This is a genomic window from Natronoarchaeum mannanilyticum, assembly GCF_039522665.1.
GTDB classification, from domain to species: domain Archaea; phylum Halobacteriota; class Halobacteria; order Halobacteriales; family Natronoarchaeaceae; genus Natronoarchaeum; species Natronoarchaeum mannanilyticum.
The window spans coordinates 1,432,514-1,453,579 of sequence record NZ_BAAADV010000001.1; the positions used below are offsets into that span (position 1 = coordinate 1,432,514).

General features: G+C 69.4%; 22 protein-coding genes. 9 read left to right on the forward strand and 13 right to left on the reverse strand.

The features are described 5' to 3' along the window. Nucleotides 1-6 precede the first annotated feature (6 nt). Nucleotides 7-2,187, reverse strand: coding sequence for an ATP-dependent DNA helicase (locus tag ABDZ81_RS07370; protein WP_343773278.1), 2,181 nt, complete (start codon nucleotides 2,185-2,187; stop codon nucleotides 7-9). A 130-nt stretch (nucleotides 2,188-2,317) separates the two neighbouring features. Between ABDZ81_RS07370 and ABDZ81_RS07375 the strand changes: the two genes are divergently transcribed. The 3 genes from ABDZ81_RS07375 to ABDZ81_RS07385 all read left to right on the forward strand — a co-directional run bounded on the left by ABDZ81_RS07375 (nucleotide 2,318) and on the right by ABDZ81_RS07385 (nucleotide 4,764). Next, on the forward strand, nucleotides 2,318-2,590 hold the full coding sequence (locus ABDZ81_RS07375; RefSeq protein WP_343773279.1) for a hypothetical protein: 273 nt from the start codon (nucleotides 2,318-2,320) through the stop codon (nucleotides 2,588-2,590). Nucleotides 2,591-2,620: 30 nt separating this feature from the next. Beyond that, the gene (locus ABDZ81_RS07380) at nucleotides 2,621-4,174 is read left to right on the forward strand and encodes an HPP family protein (protein ID WP_343773280.1); all 1,554 of its coding nucleotides are present in this window, start codon (nucleotides 2,621-2,623) and stop codon (nucleotides 4,172-4,174) included. A gap of 113 nt (nucleotides 4,175-4,287) precedes the next feature. Then, on the forward strand, nucleotides 4,288-4,764 hold the full coding sequence (locus ABDZ81_RS07385) for a TspO/MBR family protein (RefSeq protein ID WP_343773376.1): 477 nt from the start codon (nucleotides 4,288-4,290) through the stop codon (nucleotides 4,762-4,764). 50 nt (nucleotides 4,765-4,814) lie between these two features. Here ABDZ81_RS07385 and ABDZ81_RS07390 read toward each other — a convergent pair whose 3' ends face one another. The 3 genes from ABDZ81_RS07390 to ABDZ81_RS07400 form a co-directional block, all read right to left on the reverse strand. After that, the gene (locus ABDZ81_RS07390; RefSeq protein WP_343773281.1) at nucleotides 4,815-5,195 is read right to left on the reverse strand and encodes a DUF7344 domain-containing protein; all 381 of its coding nucleotides are present in this window, start codon (nucleotides 5,193-5,195) and stop codon (nucleotides 4,815-4,817) included. Between the two features lie 159 nt (nucleotides 5,196-5,354). Then, a complete protein-coding gene (locus ABDZ81_RS07395) occupies nucleotides 5,355-5,600 on the reverse strand; it encodes a DUF7127 family protein (protein ID WP_343773282.1) in 246 nt (81 codons plus the stop codon). Between the two features lie 126 nt (nucleotides 5,601-5,726). After that, complete coding sequence (locus ABDZ81_RS07400) at nucleotides 5,727-6,710, reverse strand: replication factor C small subunit (RefSeq protein WP_343773284.1); 984 nt, start codon at nucleotides 6,708-6,710, stop codon at nucleotides 5,727-5,729. A gap of 141 nt (nucleotides 6,711-6,851) precedes the next feature. Between ABDZ81_RS07400 and ABDZ81_RS07405 the strand changes: the two genes are divergently transcribed. The 3 genes from ABDZ81_RS07405 to ABDZ81_RS07415 all read left to right on the forward strand — a co-directional run bounded on the left by ABDZ81_RS07405 (nucleotide 6,852) and on the right by ABDZ81_RS07415 (nucleotide 9,320). Continuing rightward, nucleotides 6,852-7,424 carry a hypothetical protein gene (locus ABDZ81_RS07405; protein WP_343773285.1) on the forward strand — a complete coding sequence of 191 codons (573 nt, stop codon included), beginning with the start codon at nucleotides 6,852-6,854 and terminating at the stop codon, nucleotides 7,422-7,424. Between the two features lie 749 nt (nucleotides 7,425-8,173). Then, entirely contained in the window at nucleotides 8,174-8,371 is a 198-nt protein-coding gene (samp2, locus tag ABDZ81_RS07410; protein WP_343773286.1) for a ubiquitin-like small modifier protein SAMP2, read from the forward strand. Nucleotides 8,372-8,426: 55 nt separating this feature from the next. Next, complete coding sequence (locus tag ABDZ81_RS07415; protein ID WP_343773287.1) at nucleotides 8,427-9,320, forward strand: alpha/beta fold hydrolase; 894 nt, start codon at nucleotides 8,427-8,429, stop codon at nucleotides 9,318-9,320. Here the strand turns inward: ABDZ81_RS07415 and rio1 are convergent, their stop codons facing one another. From rio1 to eif1A, 3 genes are read right to left on the reverse strand one after another with little or no spacing between them, the layout of a single operon-like run. Continuing rightward, nucleotides 9,321-10,205 (reverse strand): serine/threonine-protein kinase Rio1, encoded by an 885-nt coding sequence (rio1, locus tag ABDZ81_RS07420; protein ID WP_343773288.1) that lies wholly within the window; start codon nucleotides 10,203-10,205, stop codon nucleotides 9,321-9,323. Between the two features lie 55 nt (nucleotides 10,206-10,260). Next, nucleotides 10,261-10,458, reverse strand: coding sequence for a hypothetical protein (locus tag ABDZ81_RS07425; RefSeq protein ID WP_343773289.1), 198 nt, complete (start codon nucleotides 10,456-10,458; stop codon nucleotides 10,261-10,263). A gap of 2 nt (nucleotides 10,459-10,460) precedes the next feature. Then, the gene (gene eif1A, locus ABDZ81_RS07430) at nucleotides 10,461-10,739 is read right to left on the reverse strand and encodes a translation initiation factor eIF-1A (protein WP_343773290.1); all 279 of its coding nucleotides are present in this window, start codon (nucleotides 10,737-10,739) and stop codon (nucleotides 10,461-10,463) included. Nucleotides 10,740-10,849: 110 nt separating this feature from the next. Between eif1A and ABDZ81_RS07435 the strand changes: the two genes are divergently transcribed. Beyond that, nucleotides 10,850-11,038 carry a DUF7470 family protein gene (locus ABDZ81_RS07435; protein ID WP_343773291.1) on the forward strand — a complete coding sequence of 63 codons (189 nt, stop codon included), beginning with the start codon at nucleotides 10,850-10,852 and terminating at the stop codon, nucleotides 11,036-11,038. Nucleotides 11,039-11,255: 217 nt separating this feature from the next. On the opposite strand, the gene ABDZ81_RS07440 is transcribed toward ABDZ81_RS07435, so the two are convergent. From ABDZ81_RS07440 to ABDZ81_RS07455, 4 genes are all read right to left on the reverse strand, one after another. Continuing rightward, complete coding sequence (locus ABDZ81_RS07440) at nucleotides 11,256-15,200, reverse strand: glucodextranase DOMON-like domain-containing protein (RefSeq protein WP_343773292.1); 3,945 nt, start codon at nucleotides 15,198-15,200, stop codon at nucleotides 11,256-11,258. Nucleotides 15,201-15,592: 392 nt separating this feature from the next. After that, nucleotides 15,593-16,126 (reverse strand): heme NO-binding domain-containing protein, encoded by a 534-nt coding sequence (locus tag ABDZ81_RS07445; RefSeq protein ID WP_343773293.1) that lies wholly within the window; start codon nucleotides 16,124-16,126, stop codon nucleotides 15,593-15,595. 111 nt (nucleotides 16,127-16,237) lie between these two features. Then, complete coding sequence (locus ABDZ81_RS07450; RefSeq protein ID WP_343773294.1) at nucleotides 16,238-17,095, reverse strand: ribose-phosphate diphosphokinase; 858 nt, start codon at nucleotides 17,093-17,095, stop codon at nucleotides 16,238-16,240. 98 nt (nucleotides 17,096-17,193) lie between these two features. After that, complete coding sequence (locus ABDZ81_RS07455) at nucleotides 17,194-17,988, reverse strand: HVO_0234 family beta-propeller protein (RefSeq protein ID WP_343773295.1); 795 nt, start codon at nucleotides 17,986-17,988, stop codon at nucleotides 17,194-17,196. 102 nt (nucleotides 17,989-18,090) lie between these two features. Here ABDZ81_RS07455 and ABDZ81_RS07460 point away from each other — a divergent pair, with 102 nt between their 5' ends. Further along, the gene (locus ABDZ81_RS07460) at nucleotides 18,091-18,372 is read left to right on the forward strand and encodes a DUF8152 family protein (RefSeq protein ID WP_343773296.1); all 282 of its coding nucleotides are present in this window, start codon (nucleotides 18,091-18,093) and stop codon (nucleotides 18,370-18,372) included. A 183-nt stretch (nucleotides 18,373-18,555) separates the two neighbouring features. On the opposite strand, the gene glmM is transcribed toward ABDZ81_RS07460, so the two are convergent. Further along, nucleotides 18,556-19,869 (reverse strand): phosphoglucosamine mutase, encoded by a 1,314-nt coding sequence (glmM, locus tag ABDZ81_RS07465; protein ID WP_343773297.1) that lies wholly within the window; start codon nucleotides 19,867-19,869, stop codon nucleotides 18,556-18,558. Between the two features lie 100 nt (nucleotides 19,870-19,969). On the opposite strand from glmM, the gene rpiA reads away from it, so the two are divergent. Next, a complete protein-coding gene (gene rpiA / locus ABDZ81_RS07470) occupies nucleotides 19,970-20,656 on the forward strand; it encodes a ribose-5-phosphate isomerase RpiA (RefSeq protein WP_343773298.1) in 687 nt (228 codons plus the stop codon). A gap of 146 nt (nucleotides 20,657-20,802) precedes the next feature. On the opposite strand, the gene ABDZ81_RS07475 is transcribed toward rpiA, so the two are convergent. After that, nucleotides 20,803-20,970, reverse strand: coding sequence for a DUF1931 family protein (locus tag ABDZ81_RS07475; RefSeq protein WP_004267503.1), 168 nt, complete (start codon nucleotides 20,968-20,970; stop codon nucleotides 20,803-20,805). Nucleotides 20,971-21,066: the final 96 nt, after the last annotated feature.

Genomic DNA, 21,066 nt, shown 5'->3' on the forward strand with positions numbered 1-21,066 from the left:
GCGTTGCTACGGCCGCGGCGGCTCGCCGTCGTACTTTTGATGGTCGTTGTAGAAGTTCAGCATCGCGAACTTCAGCTTCTCGGGGTCGACGTCGATCATCTCCTCGCGCTCCTCGGCCGGGAACGCGTCGCGGACGCTGTACTTCCCGAGTTCCTGCTCTTTCTCCTCGGTGTAGCGCGCGTCCAGCAGCGCGCGGACGCCGACGTCCTCGGGCGAGCGCAGCACCCGTCCGAGCGCCTGTCGCGTCTTGCGGATCGTCGGGATCTCGACGGCGTAGCGCCACCCGGCGTCCCGGACGCCCGCGCGGTCGCCGAACGAGGCGTCGTAGGCGTCCTGCACGGCGTCGGCCCGGTCGTCCAGATGCGGATAGGGGACGCCGACGACCAGTACGGTTGTCGCGTCGTCGCCGTCGAAACTGACGCCCTCGGCGAGGGTTCCCCACAGCGAGGTCAGCAGGACGCCGTCGTCGCCCTGTGTGAACGTTTCGCGCATCTCTTCGGCGCTCTCGCCCGGCTTGTCAAGGTACAGCGTCGCGTCCGATCCCTGGAGGTGGCCGTGGTACCGCTCGGCCTCGCTGTAGCTCGGGAAGAACGCGAGCACGTTCCCCGGTGTGAATCTGACGGCGTCTTTGAGCACGTCGGCGACCGCGGCCTGCACCTCGGGATCGCCCCGGTCGCTCGCAAAGAGAGGCGGCGTCCCGACGGCGTACGTCCGGCGGTTCTCCGGGGGGAACTGCAGCCCGTAGGCCAGCGTCACCGGGTTCGAGAGCCCGAGCACGTCCGCGAACACGTCGAACGGCCGGAGCGTCGCGCTCATCAGGACGCTGGCGCCGACCTGCCCGAACAGCTCCTCGGTCACCTCGCGCGGGATGCAGTTGTACAGCTCGGCGCGGCCGTACACCTCGCCGGTGCCGGCGTCCCGGCGCACCGAGACGACCGGATACTGGCCGAGCTTCGTGCCGTCGGCCATCCACGAGTCGAGGAAGCGCGCGGCCTGGAGCGTCCGGCACTCCTGGCGCGTGCTCGCCTCGCCGTTCTTGTACGCCTCCTCGTACTCCTCGTCGAGCGCGCGGCCCAGCTTCTGGGCGGCGTCGACGTCGCCGTCGATCCCCTGCCCGCTGTAGTTCTGCAGGAACTTCCTGGTGAGGTCGTCCCGGCCCTCCTCGTTGGCGATCGAGACGTCGTCCCAGTTCTCGTCGACCTGCTCGCGCCCGCCGAACTCGAAGGAATCCTCGTAGGTCTTCACGAGCGCGTCGCGGAACGCGCCGATCACGTTCTGGGCTCGCTCGGCGCGCGGTTCGTCCGAGTCGCGCAGCTCGTCTAACGCGGCGTCGAGCGTGTTCTCGGTGAGCGTGCGCGTCGCGTGATCGCGGGCCGCCCCCTCGACGTTGTGGGCCTCGTCGAAGACGGTGATCACGTCCTCCGGCTCGCAGCCGAGCCAGCGGAAGAACTGCTCGCGGATCATCGGATCGAGCAGGTGGTGGTAGTTACAGACGACCAGATCGACGCCCTCGATGCCGTCCTTGAGCAGCTCGTACCCGCAAAAGCCCTGTTCGTGGGCGTGCTCGTAGATCTCGTCGGGCGTCCGGACGTCTTCGAACAGCCAGTCGTAGAACGCGTCGGTCTCGCCGGTGAGATTCTGGTAGTAGTAGTCGCAGGTGTTGTTCTCCTCTAAGGTCTCGACCTGCTCCTCGACGGCGTCGAGTTCGTCCATCACCGCGCTGCGGGCTTCGGTCGCCTGCTCGTCGCCCTCCTGACTGGCTTCCAGCAGTTCCTGCTGGCGCCGTTCGAGCTGTTGCTGGTCGCGCTCGGCGTCGACCAGATCGTAGGTGTTGTCTCGCAGTACCTGGCACTCCTCGTAGTCGACGTCGATGTGGCACATCGACCCCTTCCCCTTGAACACGACCGCCCGGATCGGCTCCTGGCGGGTGATCGCGCGGGCTTCCCGGACGAACTGGCGCATCTGCTGGTGGACGTTGGTCGTGATGACGACCGTCTTGTCCTCCTCGCGGGCGTACTCCAGGGCCGGCACCAGCGCCGACAGCGTCTTGCCCGTCCCGCAGGCGCCCTCGAACAGGACGTCCTGATCGCGGGTCAGGGCGTTGTAGATGCGGTCCATCGCCTCCCGCTGGTTCTCGTAGGGCTCGTCGTACGGGAAGAACCGCATGTACCCGTTGGTTTCGGCCACGACAGGTTCGTGGGTCCCGATCTACCAAAAGGGTTCGGCTGGACGCCGTCGCGGAGCCGGCGTGACTCGGCACGACAGCCGCCTCTGGCCAGCCCGCGCCTATTAGACCGCCGCGAACGTACGACGTCCTGTGTCCGAACGCATCCGGCTGGACGACTGGAACGCGGTACGCGATGCGTTGCGCCGGTTCGGCGAGTCCGGCGACGTGACCGTCGACGACGATAGACTCCGGATCGATTTCGGATCCGCACGCGTCGAGGTATCGCGGGATGGCGGCGTGAAGACGGGGATGCCGCTCCACGACTTCGAGCGCGAGGGCGCGGCGGAACTCGTCGTAGACCACGGCGCCGGAACGCTCACGATCGACGCCGACGACGTGAGCTACACGTTCAGGCGCCCGTAGCTTTACCCTGCCCCTCGCGCTACAGAACGTATGCGCGACAGGCTGGTCGCACGATCCGGGGCGGCCGTTCGATGGCTTCGTCGGCGCCTTCGGCGCGCGGTTCGCGAGGGGCGCCACCGCCTGGAGGAGACGACCACCCTCGTGCACGTCTCGATCCTGCTGTTCGTCCCGGTGCTGGTCGGACTGCTCACCTACCTCTCCGGCGTGCTCGAGTACCTCTCGTTTTTCCTGTTTCCGCCGCTCGCCGCAGGGACGTACGCGCTGTTCGCACATCCCGAGCACGAGGCCGCGTCGCCGATTCGATTCGTCGCGGGACTGACCGCGGGGGCGGTCTGCGCGTGGGTCGCGGTCCTCGTGGCCGTGTGGTTCGTCTACCCGGATCGGCCGCCGTCGGCGATCGAGGCCGACGCTCCGGGCGCCGCCTTCGCGGTGTTTCTCACGGGCGTCGTGACGTGGGCATTTGATATCGAGGAGGCCGCGGCGTTCTCGACGGCCCTGCTCGGATTGTTAGTCGACCCCGCCAGACAGGCTTCCTTCGTCGCGAGCGTCGTCGTGAGTTCCAGTCTCGTCGCCGGCGTCTTCGCCGTCTGGCGCGACCGGTTCTACGAACGGCGCGCCCGGTACCTCTACCAGTCCACCCGCGGCGCCGATCAGGTGCTCGTGCCGTTCCGCGACGACCCCGCGGAGGCGACGACCATGCTCGCGGGGCGGCTCGCCGCCGCCCACGACGCCGGAAACGTCGTCCTGCTGGATGTCGTCGAGGAGGACCGGGTCGCGACTGCCGAGCGGACGCTCCTCGAAAACGGCGCCGACCGCCTCGATCCGGGCGACGCGTCCCGCAACGCGACGACCGGCGATCCGTCGGCCGGTGGGGCGGTCGCCAGTACTGACGCCGAAGTCGACGCTACCGAAGCCGACACCGTCGACGCCGATCGGTCCGCGTCGGAGGCGGCGTCGGCGCTCGAAGCGACGGTCGCGGACCTCGAACGGTTGGCCGATCGGCTCGAGACCGTCCTCGACGTCCCCTGCGAGGTGATCGTCGCCGCGAGCGACGGCGCCCCCGCGACGACGGTGCGGCAGGTCGCCCGCGACACCAACTGCGACCTGATCGCCGCCCCCTACGAGACCGAGGACGGCGAGGTGACGCCGTTCGTCAAGCGTCTGCTCGCGGCCCGGATGGACGTGCTCGTCCACCGTTCCTGCGACGGACGCACGAACTGGCGGCGGATCACGGTCCCCGTCAGGCGGGCGGGCGACACTGCCCACGCCATGATCGACTTCGCCTGCCGACTCGCCGGGGAGGCCGGTACCGTGAGCGTCGCCCACTGCATCGACTCCGAGGCCCGTCGTCGCAAGGCCGACGAGATGCTGGCGAACCTCGCCGAGACGCCCGACTACGACATCGAGACGCGCGTCCCGCGGGCGTCGATCGAGCGCTTCCTCCGCCAGATCGCGCCGGCGACCGATCTCGTCGTCGTCGGCGCGAGCCGCGATCGCAGCACCGCCTCCCGACTGGTGTCGCCGCCGACCTTCGAGCGGATCGACGACCTCGACACCGACCTCGCGATCGTGGCCCACCGGTGAGCGCGTCTATCGTTCGTCGCGGGGCGCACGACAGTCACCGGACCCAAACGGCTACGACCGCGGCGACCGATACCGTATCCGTGAGCCACACCGAACGGACTGAACGCTCGGGCATCGCAGGCCTCGACGCCCGCGACCTGCTCGTCCTCGCGGGGTTCGTCGTCGGCGTCAACGCGGTCGGCGCGGCGCCGTCGCTCGTCGCCGGCGCCGACACCTCGTGGATCGAGGAGCCGTGGTTCTTCCCGCCGACGATCGCGTTCCCGGTCGTCTGGACGCTGCTGTTCACCCTCATGGGCGTCGCGCTCTTTCTGATCTGGCGTCGCGGAGCGGGTCGACGCGACGTCAAGATCGCGCTGGGCGCCTTCGCCGTCCAGATGGCGCTGAACGTCGCCTGGACGCCGGTGTTCTTCGGATTGCAGGCGCCGGGGCCGGGGCTGGCGATCATCCTCGCGCTCTGGGTCGCGATCGTCGCGACGATCGCCGCGTTCGATCGGGTTGATCGACGCGCGGCGGCGCTGCTGGCGCCCTATCTCGCGTGGGTGACGTTCGCGGCGGTGTTGAACTACGCTATCTGGCGGTTGAGCGGCTGAGAAGGATTGCTCCGACGGATCGGCCTCGGCGTCAGCGCCGCCGCCGCGGTTCACCGGCGGATCGGGACCGGGGCACCGCTCAGACGCCGCTCGCCCGGCCGTCCGTCGACGACCTCGAGCAGGGGGCGCAGGTCGTCGAACGCCGGGCCTCTCGTCACGAGGTGGGCGTCGCGATCCCACTCGACGTAGCCGTACTCGACCAGCATCGGGAGGTGAACGTGGTAGGTGCGGACGTCGGTCTTGTCGGCCCCGTCGACCTCCCGCGGGCCGGCCAGATACTCCCCGAGCAGCGATTCGTGGGCCGCCAGTAGGTCCCTCGACGCTCCCGACAGCTGTGGAACGAGCAGCGAGTCGTCGTGGAGTAAGTCGACCAGCAACTGGCGACGTCGTCGGTCCGCCAGCGCCTCGAACGCCTCGTCGTTGCCGATCATTCCCTCTGCTCCGTATAAGGATAAGCTAGATGTTAAATCGGCCAGAATTTCACCGCCGCCCGTTGTTTGACGAAGTGAGTGACAGCGTCTCGGTCGCGCCAGGCCGGGGTTCGGGCGTCCGCCGAACAGCTGTTGGCGGCGGTTCTCCCGGCCGCCGCGCTACCCCTGGATCGTTAGCACGCCGCCGTTGACTGTGACGTCTCGCGCCCCCTCGGGGACGTGGAACTCGAACTGCCGATCGCCCGCGACGACGATCGCCGTGTCGCCGACGATATCGACCGCCGGCGTCGCAGCGGTCGGCCCGAAGTCGACGACGATCTCGCTCGCGCCGTCGTACTCGCGCTCGGTAACGACGATCGCCTCGTCGTCGCCCGCGGCGTCTCGTAGTTCGGATGGCATTTCCATGTCCGAAGGAAGGGGATCGACGCGGATGAACCCCGCGCCAAAAGACGTTGTGCTCGCACAACCGATCGCGCTGGCCCTACTGCTCGCCCGCTTCCTCGCGAGCGCAGCGAGTGAGCTCGGAGGGTTCTACTCTCCGGCTTCCAGCGCCAGCGCCGCCAGCATCGCCTCCAGCTGGACGCGCTCGTTGGCGCCCTCGGTGATGCGGTAGTCGGCCTCGCCGACCCGATCCATCAGGTGGACCGCGGCGTCGTCGTCGATGTCCAGATCCCACACTGACCGGTGGAGCTGGTCGATCACGTCGCCGCCGGCGATCCCCTTGTCGACGAGCAGTTCCTGGAGCTTCGAACGGGCCGCGACGAAGTCGCCGTCGATGGCGGTCTGGATCATCTCCTCGACCTCCTCGGGGCGGGCGGTCGAGGTGATCTTGAACACCGTCTCCTCGTCGACGGTCTCGCCCATCACCGCGGCGGCCTGCAGGGCGTTGATCGCCTTGCGCATGTCGCCGTCGGCGGCGTAGGCCAGCGCGTCGACGCCGTCCTGGGTCAGATCGATCCCCTCCTCGGCGGCGATCTTGCGGACTTGCTCCTCGACGGCGTCGTCGCCCAGCGGCGCGAATCGGAACACGGCGCAGCGGGACTGGATCGGGTCGATGATCTGGCTGGAGTAGTTACACGAGAGGATGAAGCGGGTGTTCGAGGAGAACTGCTCCATCGTCCGGCGCAGCGCCGACTGGGCGTCGCTGGTCAGCGCGTCGGCCTCGTCCAGAAAGATGATCCGATAGTCGTACTCGCCGAAGCTCGAGCGGGCGAACTCCTTGATCCGGCCGCGGACGACGTCGATCCCGCGCTGGTCGGAGGCGTTGAGTTCGAGGAAGTTCTGCTCCCAGTCGTCGCCGTAGATCTCGCGGGCGATCGCCGTGGCTGCCGTGGTTTTTCCGATGCCGGCCTCGCCCGCAAACAGGAGGTTCGGCAGGTCGTTGCGCGCGATGTAGCTCTGCAGGCGCTCGGTGATCCCCTCCTGGCCGACGATCTCTTCTAAAGTTTGGGGCCGGTACTTCTCGGTCCAGACGTCCTGTCTGCCCCCCGCCGGCTGGCCCTCTGCGTCGCTCATACGTTGCCCCAGTCCCCTCACGGTGATAAAATCCCCGAGTGCGATCCTCCCTCTGCGAGGCGGTCGCGGGACGTCAACCCGGAATCGGCTCGCGCGGGGCCGTCTCGTACGCTTTTGGCGGCGTCCGTCGTAGCACGACCCATGGGGGGTCCGGGTGTGGGCGAAGCGGTGATCGGCGCGCTGGCGACCGCCGCGAGACCGGCGGTGCCGCTCGACGCCGCCGTCGGGCTCGCGAGCTGGCTGCCCGCGCCGGTCGCGGGCGCCGCGGGCGCCGCGGCGGCGTACTACCTCGTCGGCGCGCTCGCGCTGACGCTCTGGCCCGAGTTCTCGCGGACGGCCGCTCGGACCGTCGTCCGCCGACCGGGTCGCGCGCTCGTCTCGGGCGTCCTCCTGATGCTCGCGGTGTCGGCCATCTCGGTCGCCGCGTTCGCCCTGCTGTGGATCGCCGGCCCGTTCGCCGTGTTCGCGCTGGTGTGGCTTCCGCTGGCGCTGCTCGCGCTGGTGTACGTCACGGTCGGGGTGATCGGCGGCGCGCTCTCGCTGGTCGGCGTCGACAGCCCCTACGCCGCGCTGGCGATCGGCGGCGTCGTCCCCGCGACGCTGTCGTGGCTCCCGCGCGACGCCGTGATCGACCTGCTATTCTTGGGCGTGCTGACGCTGGGCAGCGGCGCGATGCTGTGGTCGCTGTGGCATCGACGGAGAACTGCTGCGTGAGGCGATGCGTGCGATCGTTTCTCGTTCGTTTCGGTCGGTCCTGATCGCGACTCCTCGAAAGCCTTCCTAGCAACAGCGGCGACAGCCCTCAACGATCCTACCACGAAAGCCCTCGGCCCGCGACCGTGCCTCGCCCTTTCAGTCCACCGGAAGACTCGCTCCGCTCGTCTTCCGAGCCCTGCCTCGCTTCGCTCGGCAGGACACCAGGACAGCACCGCACGTCCCGGCCCTCCCCCGTCGTCCGCACGAGCGTAGCGAGTGCGGGCTCGGAAGAGCTTCGCTCTTCCGGCGGCGCGCCATGAAGGCGCGCCGGGCCGCGCGGTTGCCGTGGCGCGCGCTGTCGAGCCTTCCATGGCGAGACAGCGTCGCGCGAGGGACGAGCGAAGGAGCAGCGCGACTGAGCGAGTCGGTTGGGGAGGACGAGGTTGTAGTCGGGCGGGACTGAAAGGGGCCGTCGCGCTCGGCCCGGTGAGGCGACGTAAGCACCGTGGTTCGAAAGACGCCGTAGGCGTCTTTCGTCATCACGAAAGAGCGCTTCGCGCTCTTTCGAACGACAGCCAAAGGCGAGGAGCGCAGCGAGCCGCAACCGGTCGAGCGCGGCGGGGGCTTTCAGTGAGTTGGAGGAAACGGCAGTTCCAGAGAGCGCGGCGGGAGCTTTCAGGGAATCGTAGGCAGTAACTGCCGTTCGAAAGACTACTCCCGATCCTAGACGCGACACGCTCAAGCACCTCCCGCGACAACCCGAACCCATGCAGGTCACGGTGGACGTCAAGGGCGAGGACACCCACGAGATCGAGGCCGAGGAGCCCACCTACGCCGACCTCCTCGCGGCCGTCGATCTCAGCCCCCACGAGGCGTCGGTGCTGGTCGACGGTCGTCCCGTCCCCGAGGACCAGCCCGTCGAAACCGACCGCGTCACCGTCCTCCGGCTGATCAAGGGCGGGTAGTCCCGCCCCGGATCGTATAGAAGATTTGAAACCATTGGCGACGGAATCGCCGCCGATGGACCTCGACGACCTGACCGTCGGTAGCGAGGCCGCGGCGACGGCGGCGGACGGGCGAACGATCGCCTACCGCGAGTACGGTGACCCCGACGGCGCGCCCGTCCTCTTCCACCACGGGACGCCGGGGTCGCGCATCCTCCCCGCGGCGTTCCACGAGATCGCTCGCGAGGCGTCGATCCAATTGCTCGCCCCCGACCGTCCCGGACAGGGCCGATCCGACCCCGCGCCCGACGCCGACGTGCTCGACTGGGCGGACGACGCCGCCGCGGTGGCCGACGACGCCGGCGCCGACCGCTTCGCCGCGCTCGGATTCTCCGGGGGCGGCCGGTTCGCGCTCGCCTGCGCCCACGAGTACCCGGACCGAGTCACCCGCGTCGCGACCGTCGCCGCCGACGGCCCGCCCGGCGCGCCGACCGACGGCGTCGGCGTGCAGAACCGATTTCTCGACGTCCTCGCCCGCCGGGCGCCGCCGCTGCTTCGGCTGCTGTTCGCAGTTCAGGCGCGGACCGCCGACCGGACCGACCCAGAGGACGCGCTCGCCCTGCTCACCGACGCCGAGCGCGACGCGCTCGACGATCGACTCGACGCACCGCCGATCGCCCGGCTCGTCGCGCTCGATCTGCGCGAGGCGTTCCGGCAGGGCCACGGCGGCGTCTCCCGCGAGTTCCGCGCCAGCGTCCGCGAGTGGCCGTTCGACCTCGCCGACGTCGAGGCGCCGGTCCGGCTCCGGCACGGCGCCGACGACCGGAACGTCTCGCCGGCGACCGCCGAGTACCTCGCGGCGCGGCTGCCCGACGCCGACGCCGCAGTGCTACCGGACGAAGATCACCTCTCGGCGCTGGTGGCCTGTCACGACGCGACGCTCTCGTGGCTGGCGGAGCCGCTTCGATGACTACTTGTCCGGCTCGGCGTTCTCGCGGACCCACTCGTACAGTTCGCCGCCGTCGACCTCGATCCCCTGGCGGCGGAAGAATGAGGCGACGTTCTCGCAGTCGCGCTCGAGGAACTCCTCGGCGTTGGGGTGGTGGACGGTCACGGCCTGCCCGACGTCGATGATCACCAGCTGGCCCTCGTAGAACAGCACGTTGTACTCGCTCAGGTCGCCGTGGACCAGCCCGGCGGCGTACAGCCGGCGGACGTACTCCCGGACGACCTCGTAGGCGGTCTCGGGGTTTTCGATCGACACCTCGTCGAGGCGGCGGGCCCGCTCGCCGTCGGTGGCGACGAACTCCATCAAGAGCACGTTGCGCTCGGCGGCCACCGGGTTGGGGACGCGGACGCCGGCCTTGCGCGCGCGTTCGAGGTTCGACAGCTCCTTGCGGGTCCACGCGAGCACGATGTCTTTCTTGTCGCCCAGCTCCTCGAAGCGCGGGTCGCCCACCAGGTACTCGCGCATGTCCTGGAAGTTCGTCGCTCGCGTGCGGTACACCTTGATGGCGACCTGCTCGGCGTCCTCGCCCAGCGTCTCCCGGGCGCGTTCCCCGGAGAGCGCCTCGTAAACGTTGGCCTCCTTGCCCGTCGAGACGGGGCCGCCCATCGCGTCGACGTAGCCGTCCTGGACGAGCTTGTACAGCGCGGCGAACGTGGCGTCGTCGAACGCCGAGTCCTGGACGATGAAGCGCTCGGAGTCCTTGATGCGCTTGCGCCACTGGTCGAACTCGCGGTCCCGCTCGCGCGCGATCCGGTCGGCCTCCGTGTCCGAAACGTCGATCTCCTCGAACTCGTCGCCGGGGGCGTCGGCTTCGTCGGGATCGAGGAGGCCGTACTCGCCGTTCATCTACCACGGGCTAGGCGAGCCAGCCCTAAAAGGATGCGTTCACGGCGCTCCCGTCTCACTCGTCGACGTCGGCGTAGACCCGCACCAGTCCGCACTCGGGACAGACGACGGCGTCGACGTCGAACTGCTCTTTGACGCCGACGCGGCCCAGCAGTCCGTCCCGCGACTCGTCCAGCACGAACCGCTCCGCGCCGGCGAGTCGTCCGGCCTCCATCCGGACGCCGCAGTCGGGGCAGCGCCGCTCGGTCGGCATCGCTACTGAATGTGGCCTTCTTCGCGGAGCTGGTCGGCGTCCTGCTTCTCGTAGCGCCAGGTGATGTCGGCCTTCTCGTCCTGCCAGTCCCACGGCTCGACGAGCACGACGTCGTCCTCCCGGATCCAGATGCGCTTTTGCATCTTGCCCGGGATCCGGGCGGTTCGTTCCTTGCCGTCGGCGCAGCGCACTTCCACGCGGTTCGCCCCGAGCATGTTCGTGACCTCCGCGAACACCTCGTCGTCCTCGGGCATCCGGAGGTCCTTCCGTCCGTCGCTCATACCCGTCCGTTGGTGACGGACGGTTTTAAATACGCTGCTCTCGCCCGCCGTCGGGCCGCTCGTCGGCCAAACGAAAAGGATTAACTGTCGCTCGGGACCACTCCGAGCGTATGCTCAAACGTCTCGGCGCGACCGGAATCGTCGGCCTGCTGGCGATCCTCGGCGGCATCGCGCTCATCGCCTACGAAAGTCTCGTCATCGCCGGCGGCATCGCCCTGGTACTGGCCGGCATCGGTCTGGTCGTCCGCGCGCTCGTCTCCAGCCTCATCAACTCGATGGGGATGGGCGGGATGTTCTAGCACGGGCGATACCCGATTCGTCTGTCAGATCGTCCCGAGCAGCGGCGTCGCCGTGTACGGCCGAATAGCGGCGTCGCCGAACACGACCGAATAGCGGCGTCGTCGAGCCGCGATCGCGTCGTACCGTTTCTCTCGAATCGCCGCAGCGCCGCCGCTGGTGCGTAGCAATCAAAAAATCCGCGACGCGTCGGTTAGCGAGCGGTGCGCGAGGAGTCCGTTACTCCTCGTCGTCCTCGTCGTCGTCGGACAGCCGGCTGGCGGCCGCGGCGGCGCCGGCCACGCCGGCCGCGCCCGCCCCGACGCCGAAGCCGGGCAGCCCGTCGCTGCTCGAGCCTTCCTCCTGCGACTCGTTGCCGGAGCCTTCGTCACCGCTGTCGTCGCCGTTGTCGCCGCCGTCGTCGCTACTGCCGCCACCACTGCCGCCGCCGTAGTCGCCGATCGTGACGAACGGCAGGCTCACGGTGCTGTCGGCGGAGTAGTCGGTCAGGATCGACTCCTGATCGGCGCCCTCGGGCGTGAGGATGTCCATCGCGGCCGGGTCGTTGGTGCCCGTGCCGCCGCCGATGGCGTGCTGACCGTTGGACTCGGAGATGCCGCGGACGCCCTTCGTGCCGTAGCCGTCGTACGGCACGGTGACCGGCTGGAGCGCCATGCCGCCGTCCTCGTGGCTCCAGTCGACGGCGCCGCGTGGCACGTCGATCGAGACGGTCTTGCCGTCGGTGACGGTGTTCACGTCGGTCGAGACGGCCTCGCCGGCCGCGTTCTCGACCGCCATGGTGCCCTCGCCGTGGACGACCACGCGGTAGTGGTACGGCTGATCGAAGCCGAGGTTCGTGCCGCCGCGGCCCTCGGTGCCGCTCGGGCCGCTGGCGCTCGAGGAGGCGATGTAGACCTGGAACATCTGGTGGCTGAACCCGGGACTGAAGCTCCACGGGTTCTGGATCTCCTCGGCCATCGTGTAGTTGAACCGGACGCGGCTCCGCGACGCCTCGACGCTGAAGGACTCGATGTCCCAGGCGTTCTCGTAGTAGGCGTCGGCGGTCGGCAGCGTGTACTGCCCCGAGGCCATCCCGTCGCCGGTCGGATCGTCGAAGCTGGCGACCTCCTGGAACTCGGTGGTGACCAGAACGTAGGGGATCTGGGCGAGCTCGCCGTCGGAGTAGGCCAGCGCGTCGGCCTGCGTGGTGTTATCGTTCGACACCATGTCGATGACGTTCGGCGCGCTGCCGTTCTCGGCGCCGCCGAACGCGTCGGCCGAGGCCTCGGACTCGACGGGCATGACGCCGCCCTCGGCCGAGCCGTCGTAGCCCAACATCAGGGGCGCCAGCTGCATGGTCTCGGGCGAGACGTCGAGCTCCCGCTTGGGGATCTCCGCGATGATCTCGTACACCGCGTTGTTGAGCTTGATGTCTCCCGTCGCGACTTCGTTGCCGTCGGCGTCCTCGAGACGGACGCCGTTCTCGCCGTCCGCGACCACGCGGTAGTGGTACGGCTCGGCGAACTCGGCGTTGACGCCCGTCCTCGCGCTCGTCGAACCGCCGTCGCCGCTCGAGTCGCGGACGTACACCTGCAGGTGCTGGTTGGAGAAGCCGTGCTCCAGGTCGTCGGGGTTGGCTACCTCGGTGTCGACGCCGTAGATGAACTGATAGTTGTCCTCGGTCTCGTGGACGCGGAACGTGTCGATGTCGAACGTTCCGTCGGCGTAGCCGTCTCCGGTCGGGTACGTGTACGACGTGGTGCTGTCCTCGGCGTCGGGCTGACCCGGGCCGATGTCGTCGCCCGTCGGGTCGCTCGTCTCGAAGACGGTTTCGCCGGTCGGCAGCAGCGAGGGCGCCTCGAAGATCGCGATTGTGTCGACCTCGGCGACGGCCGCCGCGGCACCGCTGGACATCGAGAGGTCCTCGCCGCTGAGCAGGTCCGTGGTGCTGACTTCCGGTCGGAGGTTGACCTGCGAGGGTTCTTCCTCGAAGTTGATGACGACGACGACTTTCTCGGGGCCGTCGACGTCCTCGAGGTGGCTCGCGTCGCGGCCGAACACGAGGAGGTTAGGTTCCTCCTTGTAGGCCGTGTTGAACCACTCGCCCGACATGTCGGCGTCGGGCTTGAGCACGTCCATATCGTGGTACGCGCCGATCAGGTCCTTGTAGAACTGGAGGTGTTCCTCGTCGTACTCGTCCCAGTTCATGAACGCGCGCTTCTTGCCGCCGGGGAAGATGTCCCCGCTACGCGGGTCGTCCTCGCCCATGTGGCGGCCCTCGCCGTACTCGCTGATGGCCCGTTCCTGGCCGTAGTAGACGAAGGGGACGCCGGGCAGTGTGACGCCGGCCGCCCAGCACGCCCGCTGGGCCTTCTTCGGTTGGTCGCGGGTGCCCCCCTCCATGATCTGGTTGAGAAGGCGCTCCTCGTCGTGGTTCTCGGTCGTGTTGAGGATCAGGGTGTGCTCCGGGAACCCTTCGGCCTTGCGGCTGTTGATCGAGCTGAGGATCTCGTTGGCGGGCGCGTTGTCCCGTCCGATCCCCCGCATCGTGTTCATGAACTCCGAGGTGTCGAAGTGCATGTCGAACTCGTTCTCGGCGAAGTGGGGATCCTTCGGGATCGACTCGTCGAGCATCAGGAACTCGCTGTCGTTCGAGCGCACGAGGTCCCGCACTTCCTTCCAGAAGCTGTGGGGCGTCCCCCACGCGATGTCGCAGCGGAACCCGTCGACGCCGACCTCGCCGGACCAGAAGTCAGCGACCGCGAGCATGTGCTCGCGCAGCGCCATGTTGTCGAAGTTCCAGTTGGGCTGTAGGCGCAGGCCCCAGAACCCGGTGTTACCCGGCGCGGGGTCGACGACGCCGCCGTCGGGACCGGTGATCGGGGCGTCCATCCGGTCGAACCAGTCGAAGTACTTCGAGTCCTGGTTCCACTCCTCGACCGGCAGGAACTCCCAGCTCTCCGCGGGCACCTCGTCGCCCTTGCTCGCGATCGTATCCTGGAAGTAGGGGTGGTTACGACCGGCGTGGTTGATCACCATGTCGAACACGACCTTGATGTCGTGGTTGTGACACTCTTCGATGAACGCCTGGTAGTCCTCGACCGATCCGAGGTCGGAGGCGACGGACATGTAGTCCGTGGCGTCGTAGCCGTGGGGGCCGCCGCCGGCCATCTCCTTGCTCGAGCTCACCGAGGGGTAGATCGGCGTCAGCCAGACGGCGTCGATACCGAGCTCGTCGAGATAGCTCACCTTCTCGGTGAGATACTGCATGTCGGTTTCGCCGCGCTCGCCGGCAAAGGAGCGGGTGAAAATCTCGTACATCACGCCGTCTTTCATCCACTCGGGCGGGCGGTTCGGCAGGTGGACCTCGCCGTCGGGGTCCAGCATGACCGTGTCGGCCATCCCGTGGATGTCGCCGTCGTAGGGCGCGGCGTGGACGCGCGCGGCGTCGCCGCTGATCGCGCTCGCGGGGACGCGCGCCGTCGTTCCCTCGTCGACGATGTCGCTCGTCGAGAGCGCGTCGCGGTCGTCCGCGAGGAACTCGACCGTCAGGTCCTCGGGATTCGCGTTGCTGTTGGGCGACAGCTTGGCGTTGGACTCGATGACGAACTCGCCGGCCTCGCTGTCGAACTCGGCGTCCAGCGAGAGGCGCGGCGGGCCGCCCGCTCCGTCGGGCGTCGCGGGGAACGCGTGAAGCGTCATCTGGTGGGTGCCGTCCGGGGCGTCGACCTCGACGACGTACGTGCCCGGCGCGTCGGCGGTGAACTCCGCGACGTTCTTTTTACCGTTGTCCCAGCGCGGCTCGCCGTCCTCGTCGTCGGTCTCGAAGGCGAGCACGTCGCCGCTGCTACCGTCGGGCGACTCGGCGAGCGACCACTGGAAGTCGTCGGCGCTGTAGTTGGCCGGGTCGGCGCCGATGTCCGTCACTCGCGGCGCGAGATTGTCGCGGTCGAAAACGTGGCTCCCGTCGACGTAGATGGAGTTGCGCAGCGATTCGCCGACCTCGACGAACCGCGGTTCGCCGGGGTGATGGGAGTCCGCACCGTTCGATGCTGCCTGCTGAAGCGCCGGCTGGGTCTCCGCGCTGCCGTAGCCGGAGGACAGCGAGAGTGCGCCGAGCCCGGCGATGCCGCCGAGCACGCTTCGTCGACTCGTTGTGGGGGTGAGATTGTCGTTGTTGCTCATGAGTTACTTCGGAATCCGAAGTGGTCGTCTGTGGTTCTGGAACGCCGAAAGCGAACCCGCCGGGACGCGGATCCGGTTCGGGACGGCACCGTCGCTGACGATCGTTCGCCGTGACGTGAGTACGGCGTCGAACCGGGCGGGCCGCTCGCCCCACCGCGGTTCGACGGACCGATCGCCGGTCCGGGTCGTCGCAACCGTTGCCAGCACCTCATCGACACGCCACGATGTAATCTTTCTTCATGCTTAATGGTACGTCTGTGATTAACATTTGCCTGTAGTAATTCCGGTACGTAAATGAATCTATTATTTACATTACTTGTAACGGGTGTACACAATCGATGAAAAAATGGATCAAACGGCGCCGAGCGGCGTCCCGGCGATGTCCGGGTCGATCAGGCGAACGCGACCCGGAGCCGACAGCGGTCGGCGCCCTTCCGTGCGCACTCGGACTCGGTGATCGTGACGTCGTCGCCGTAGTGGTCCGCGACGCCGAGCACGATCCCCCGCGCCAGCGAACAGAGCTTCCGCTCCGAATCGTAGGTCACCACGACGTCGCCGCCGTCGGCTTCGGTCGCGACGTCGGGCAGCTCCGAGTCCTCGTCCTGCGCCGCGACGCGTTCGTAGACGATCTCCAGCGCGAGCAGCAGCTCGCGCGTCGCCCAGTCGTCCCGGACGTGCGCCTTGAACGTATTCAGAAGCTCCGGGGCGAGACGCCGGCCGAACGCGCGCTGGACCTCGGCCTCGGTCTCGCCGGTCGCGGCCGTCAGCGCGTCGAACACGGCGGTAACTTCCTCGTCCGGGTAGTGCGACACCGGCAGGTACAGCTTCGGCTCCAGACCCGCGCGGTCGACGATCTCGTCCCAGTCGGCCGCGTCGACGTCCTCCTCGACGTACTCTTTGAGCGTCTTGTGGACGATCCCGTGCATGGTTTCAGTCCCTTCCTCGCGATCGCGTGCGTCCGTACATACGTCAACCAAGCGTAATCATCGCGTAAGTATTCCGGCGTTCCGGCGATTCGGGCTCCGAGTCGGTGCGGCTCAGTTCCGGTCCAGCGCGTCGGCGATCGCCGGCGCGGCGCTGACCTCGCTCTGGGGGCGCTCGATCGTGTCGGTGCCGTAGATCGCCGCGACGCCGGCCCGCGAGAGCTTCGTGACCGCGTTGCTCGCCAGCAGCGGATGGACGCAGGTGACGTACACGTCCGCGGCGCCGCGCTCGTCGAGCACGCCGACGGCCTCGCTCATCGTCGAGCCGGTCGCGATGATGTCGTCGACGACCACGACGTCCCGGCCCTCGACGGCGGCGTCGCTCGGCGTCACCTCGACGTCGCTGCCTGAGTGGCGCGTCTTCTCGAAGTAGTCGACCTCGCCGCCGCCCGCGGCGTTCCTGACCGTTTCGGCGAGCTCGATCGCGCCCGCGTCCGGCGAGAGATACAGCGGGTCGGTCAGGTCCTCGGGGAGCGGCTCGGCCAGCCGGTCGGCCGCCGTGACGGCGGTCGCCGACGGCTCGAAAAAGTCACAAACCGCCTCCTCGTGGGGGTCGACGGTGATCACGCGGTCGGCGCCCGTGCTGATCGCCCGCGCGACGGCGCGGGCCGACACCGGCTCGCCGGCCTCGAACGCCCGATCCTGGCGGGCGTAGCCCATGTACGGCAGCACCGTGACGACCTCCTCGAAGCCGGCCTCGCGGGCGGCGTCCTGCAGCTGCAGGAGTTCGAGGTGGGCGTCGCTCGTCGGCGTCGACGCGACGACGACCGCGCGCTCGCCGCTTGCCTGTCCGATGCTCGCCATCAGTTCGCCGTCCGGGAACCGATCGAACGCGACGGGCGCGAGCGGCTCGTCGAGCTCGCGGGCCAGCGCGGCGGCGATCGACTGGGAGTGGCGTCCGCTGAGGATCATACCCGACCGAACTCCGGCGAGCGGTAAACCCGTTTTCGTTCGTCACGAGGCCGGTCGCCGGCCCGCCGCTCCGCCGCCCTGCCCCGGCGTCGGCGCGCTCACTCGGCGACGGCGCAACCGACGACGCCCCGCAGCCCCAGCGGCTGGTGGCGCCAGCCGTCGCCGGCGTCGACCAGGAACGCCCCGTCGGCGGTCGCGACGTACGTCGCCGGGCCGTAGGCGACGCCGGCGGGTTCGGCGTCGACGGGCAGATCGACGCGGCTCCACTCCCCGTCGCTCGCGCGCGTGTAGAATACGCTATCGACCACGGCGTGAGCCCGCCCGTCGGCGTCGGCCGCGACGAGCGTCGCCTCGCCCTCGATCTCCCGCCGCCACCCATCGTCCCACCGGTAGACGCCGTCCGCCGTCGCGGCCAGGTCGACGTCGCCCGACGCCACGTCCGCCGCGGCGTCGAGTTCGCGATCCGAGCCGTCGAGCGTTTCTCCGAGCCGGTGGACGCCGTCGCTCGCCGCGACGAGGTCGCCGTCGAGCGCCCGGATCGTCCCGTCCGCCGTCCCGACGTCGGTCCACTCGTCGGGGTCGGTCGCGGTCGCCACCCGGCCGTCCTCGTCGCCGGCGACGACCGCGCCGTCGCGGAAGCCGACCGCGGACGCCGCTCCGAACCCGAGTTCGAGCGGCTCCTCGCCCAGCAGAACGACGTCCTCGGCCGTCGCGACCGCGATCTGGCCCGCTCGCCCGGCGACGTCCGCCGCCGGGGTCCGGTACTCGACGCCGAACTCGCCGACGAGGTCGGCCGACACCGACACCGCGGCGACGCCGACGCCCGAGCCGACGAACGCCCGCGTCCGGCCGGACTTCTCCGCGAAGATCCGCTTTTCCTCGATCGTCGTCATGTGGGTCCGGTGGACCGCGGGCGCCGAAAGCGTTCCGACGCGCGGGTCGGCGCTGACGCGCGGGACCCAACGTTCACGCCGCCGGACGGCGAACCAGCTTCTGTGACAGACGTCTCCGAACTGGTCGCCGAACTCCACGACGAGTTGCGCGCAACGGAGGAACTGCCGGTCGATCGCACCGCCGGCCGCTGGATCGGCGAGGCCCAGGCCGTCGCCGCCGACGTGGCGGAGGGCGATCCGCCCGAGTCAGTCGTCCGCGAGCGCGTCGGCCACGTCCGACGACTCCTCTCGGAAGTCGACGACGCCGGGGACGAGGAAGCGACCGAGCGCGTCGAGCGAGCGCGCGACCTGGCCGAGCAGATCCTCGATCGGATCGAGAACTGAGCTACCTGATCGTCGCCGTCCTCACCGTCGTCCCGACGTTTATATGCGATCGGGCGGCGACCGCCGACGTGACCTGACCGCAGCTCCGGCGCGGTCCAGGCGGGTGCGCGGCGTCCCGCGTCGGGGTGTGACTGCAACTGGTAGAAAACGCCGCCTGTCAGCTCCGAAGCCTCCCGCGACGGCTCAGGCGTCGGCGTCCGCCACCACGCTCATCGCCTCCTCCAGTATCGCGTCGGCGTCGTCGGGCTCCCGCGCCTCGGCGGTGACCCGGATCAGCGGCTGGGTCCCGCTCGCGCGCACGAGGAACCAGCCGTCCTCCCGGTCGACCCGGACGCCGTCGAGCGTCGCGACGTCGTCGTACCGACCGGCGACGAGCTCGCGGACGCGGTCCATCGTCTCTGCCTTCGCGTCGGTCTCGACGTTCTCGCGCCGGATCGGGTACGTATCGATCTCACCGGCGAGCTCAGCGAGCGGACCGCGGCGCGCGACCAGCGCGGCGAGCCGGCAGGCCGCCAGCGGGCCGTCGGGACACAGCGTCTCGTCCGGCCAGATCCACGCGCCGCTTGGCTCGCCGCCGAAGACGACGTCCGAGTCGCTGGCCCGCTCCGCGACGTACACGTCGCCGACCGGCGTCCGGGTCGTCTCGGCGCCGACCTCGGCGAGCGCGTCGGCCACCGCGAGGCTGGTGTCGACCGGCACCGCGACCCTGTCGCCCGCCGCCGCGGCCTCGCGGCCGAACAGCGCGAGCAGCACGTCGCCCGAGAGGAACGAGCCGTCGCCGGCCACCGCTCGCATCCGGTCGGCGTCGCCGTCGTGGGCGATCCCCAGATCGGCGTCCGTGCCGGCGACGGTCGCCGCGAGCGTCCCGCAGTTCTCCTCGGTGGGCTCGCTCGGACGCGCCGGAAAACTGCCGTCCGGCTGGGCGTTGAGCGTCTCGACCGCACAGCCCAGGTCCGCCAGCGCGTCGGCGGTGACGCCGCCGGCGCCGTTGCCGACGTCGACGACGACCGACAGCGGCTCGTCGATCGAGACGGCGTCGACAAGCGTCTCGACGTGGCGCCGGTGGGCGCCGTCCCACGACGAGCGCTCGCCCTGGCCGGTCCAGTCGGCCAGCGCCCACTCCTCGTCGCGGATCCGGCGCTCGATCGTCGTCCGGCGCTCCTCGTCGAACGCCTGTCCGCTGGGCGTCCAGAGCTTGATGCCGTTGTCCGGCGCCGGGTTGTGCGAGGCGGTGATCGCGACGCCGGCGTCGGCGTCCCGCCACCCCACGGAGCGGGCGATCGTCGGCGTCGCCGCCAGCCCGAGGTCGATCACGTCCGCGCTGCACTCCCGGGCGCCCGCCGCGAGCGCGTCGGTCAGCAGTCGCCCGCTCCCCCGCGGGTCCCGCCCGACCACGATCCGGTCGGCGTCGACGCCGACCGCTCGGCCCACCGACAGCGCGAGGTCCGCAGTGACCGTCTCGCCGACGGGTCCGCGGATGCCGCTCGTTCCGAACATACCCAAAACGGGAGCGGGCACCGACAAAAAGAGCGGGTATCCGTCCGGCCGCTCGCCCCCGCTCGCCAACTTTTTGCACCCGCCCCGGCGAGAGAGACCCATGAAGACGAGCGGCGGATCGGCGGCGGCGAAGCGCCGGGCGGGCGAAAGCACAGCCGACGCGGTCGAGGACGGGCAGGTCGTCGGGCTGGGCACCGGCAGCACGGCGGCCCACGCCATCCGGGCGATCGGCGACGCGGTCGCCGACGGGCTCGACGTCCGGGGCGTCCCGACCTCCTTCCAGTCCCGGCAGCTCGCGATCGAGGCGGAGATTCCGCTGGTCGAGCTGGACGAGGTCGACGGGGTCGACCTGGCGATCGACGGTGCCGATCAGGTCGCGGGCGGTCAGCTGATCAAGGGCGGCGGCGCGGCTCACGCCCGCGAGAAGATCGTCGACGCCGCGGCCGACCGGCTGCTGGTCGTCGTCGATCCCGGGAAGCTCGCCGACCGGCTCGATCGATCGGTGCCCGTCGAGGTGCTGCCGGCAGCGCGGCCGGTCGTCGAGGATCGGCTCGCGACGCTGGGCGGCGAGCCGACGCTCCGCTCGGCCGAACGCAAGGACGGCCCGGTCGTCACCGACAACGGAAACGTCGTGCTCGACTGCGAGTTCGGCGCGATCGACGCGCCCGCCGATCTTGCAGCCGAGCTATCGAGCGTGCCGGGCGTCGTCGAGCACGGACTGTTCGTCAACCTGGCCGACGAGATCCACGTCGGCCGCGAGGACGGCGTCGACGTCCGGACGCCGTAGCGCAGGCGTCGGTCGGACGCCGAAGCGCGGTTGACGGCCGGACGCCGAAGCGCGGCGTCGTCACTCCCGATTCGTCCGGCGGCTACGTTACGCGGCGCCGTGGCTGGTCGGTCGGCGTCGATAAAAAATCGGAGCAGGAAACCTGCTTACAGGTCGCGCGGCTGGACCGTCTTCCGGTCGTTTGCCTCGGCACGGCGGGCGGCGTCCTCGAGCAGCTCGTCGACTTCCTCGTCGAGGGCGTCGTAGAAATCCGATGCGACGTTCTTGTCGTCGAGCGCTTCCTTCACGGCTGCTTTGACAATGAGGTCTGCCATACGACCTGACATTGAAAACGGCTGTTTATAAACGTTCCCAAATCGCCCGGAGAGCGGGTCTGTAGACGGTATCCTGACCCCCGCTGTCGGACGGAT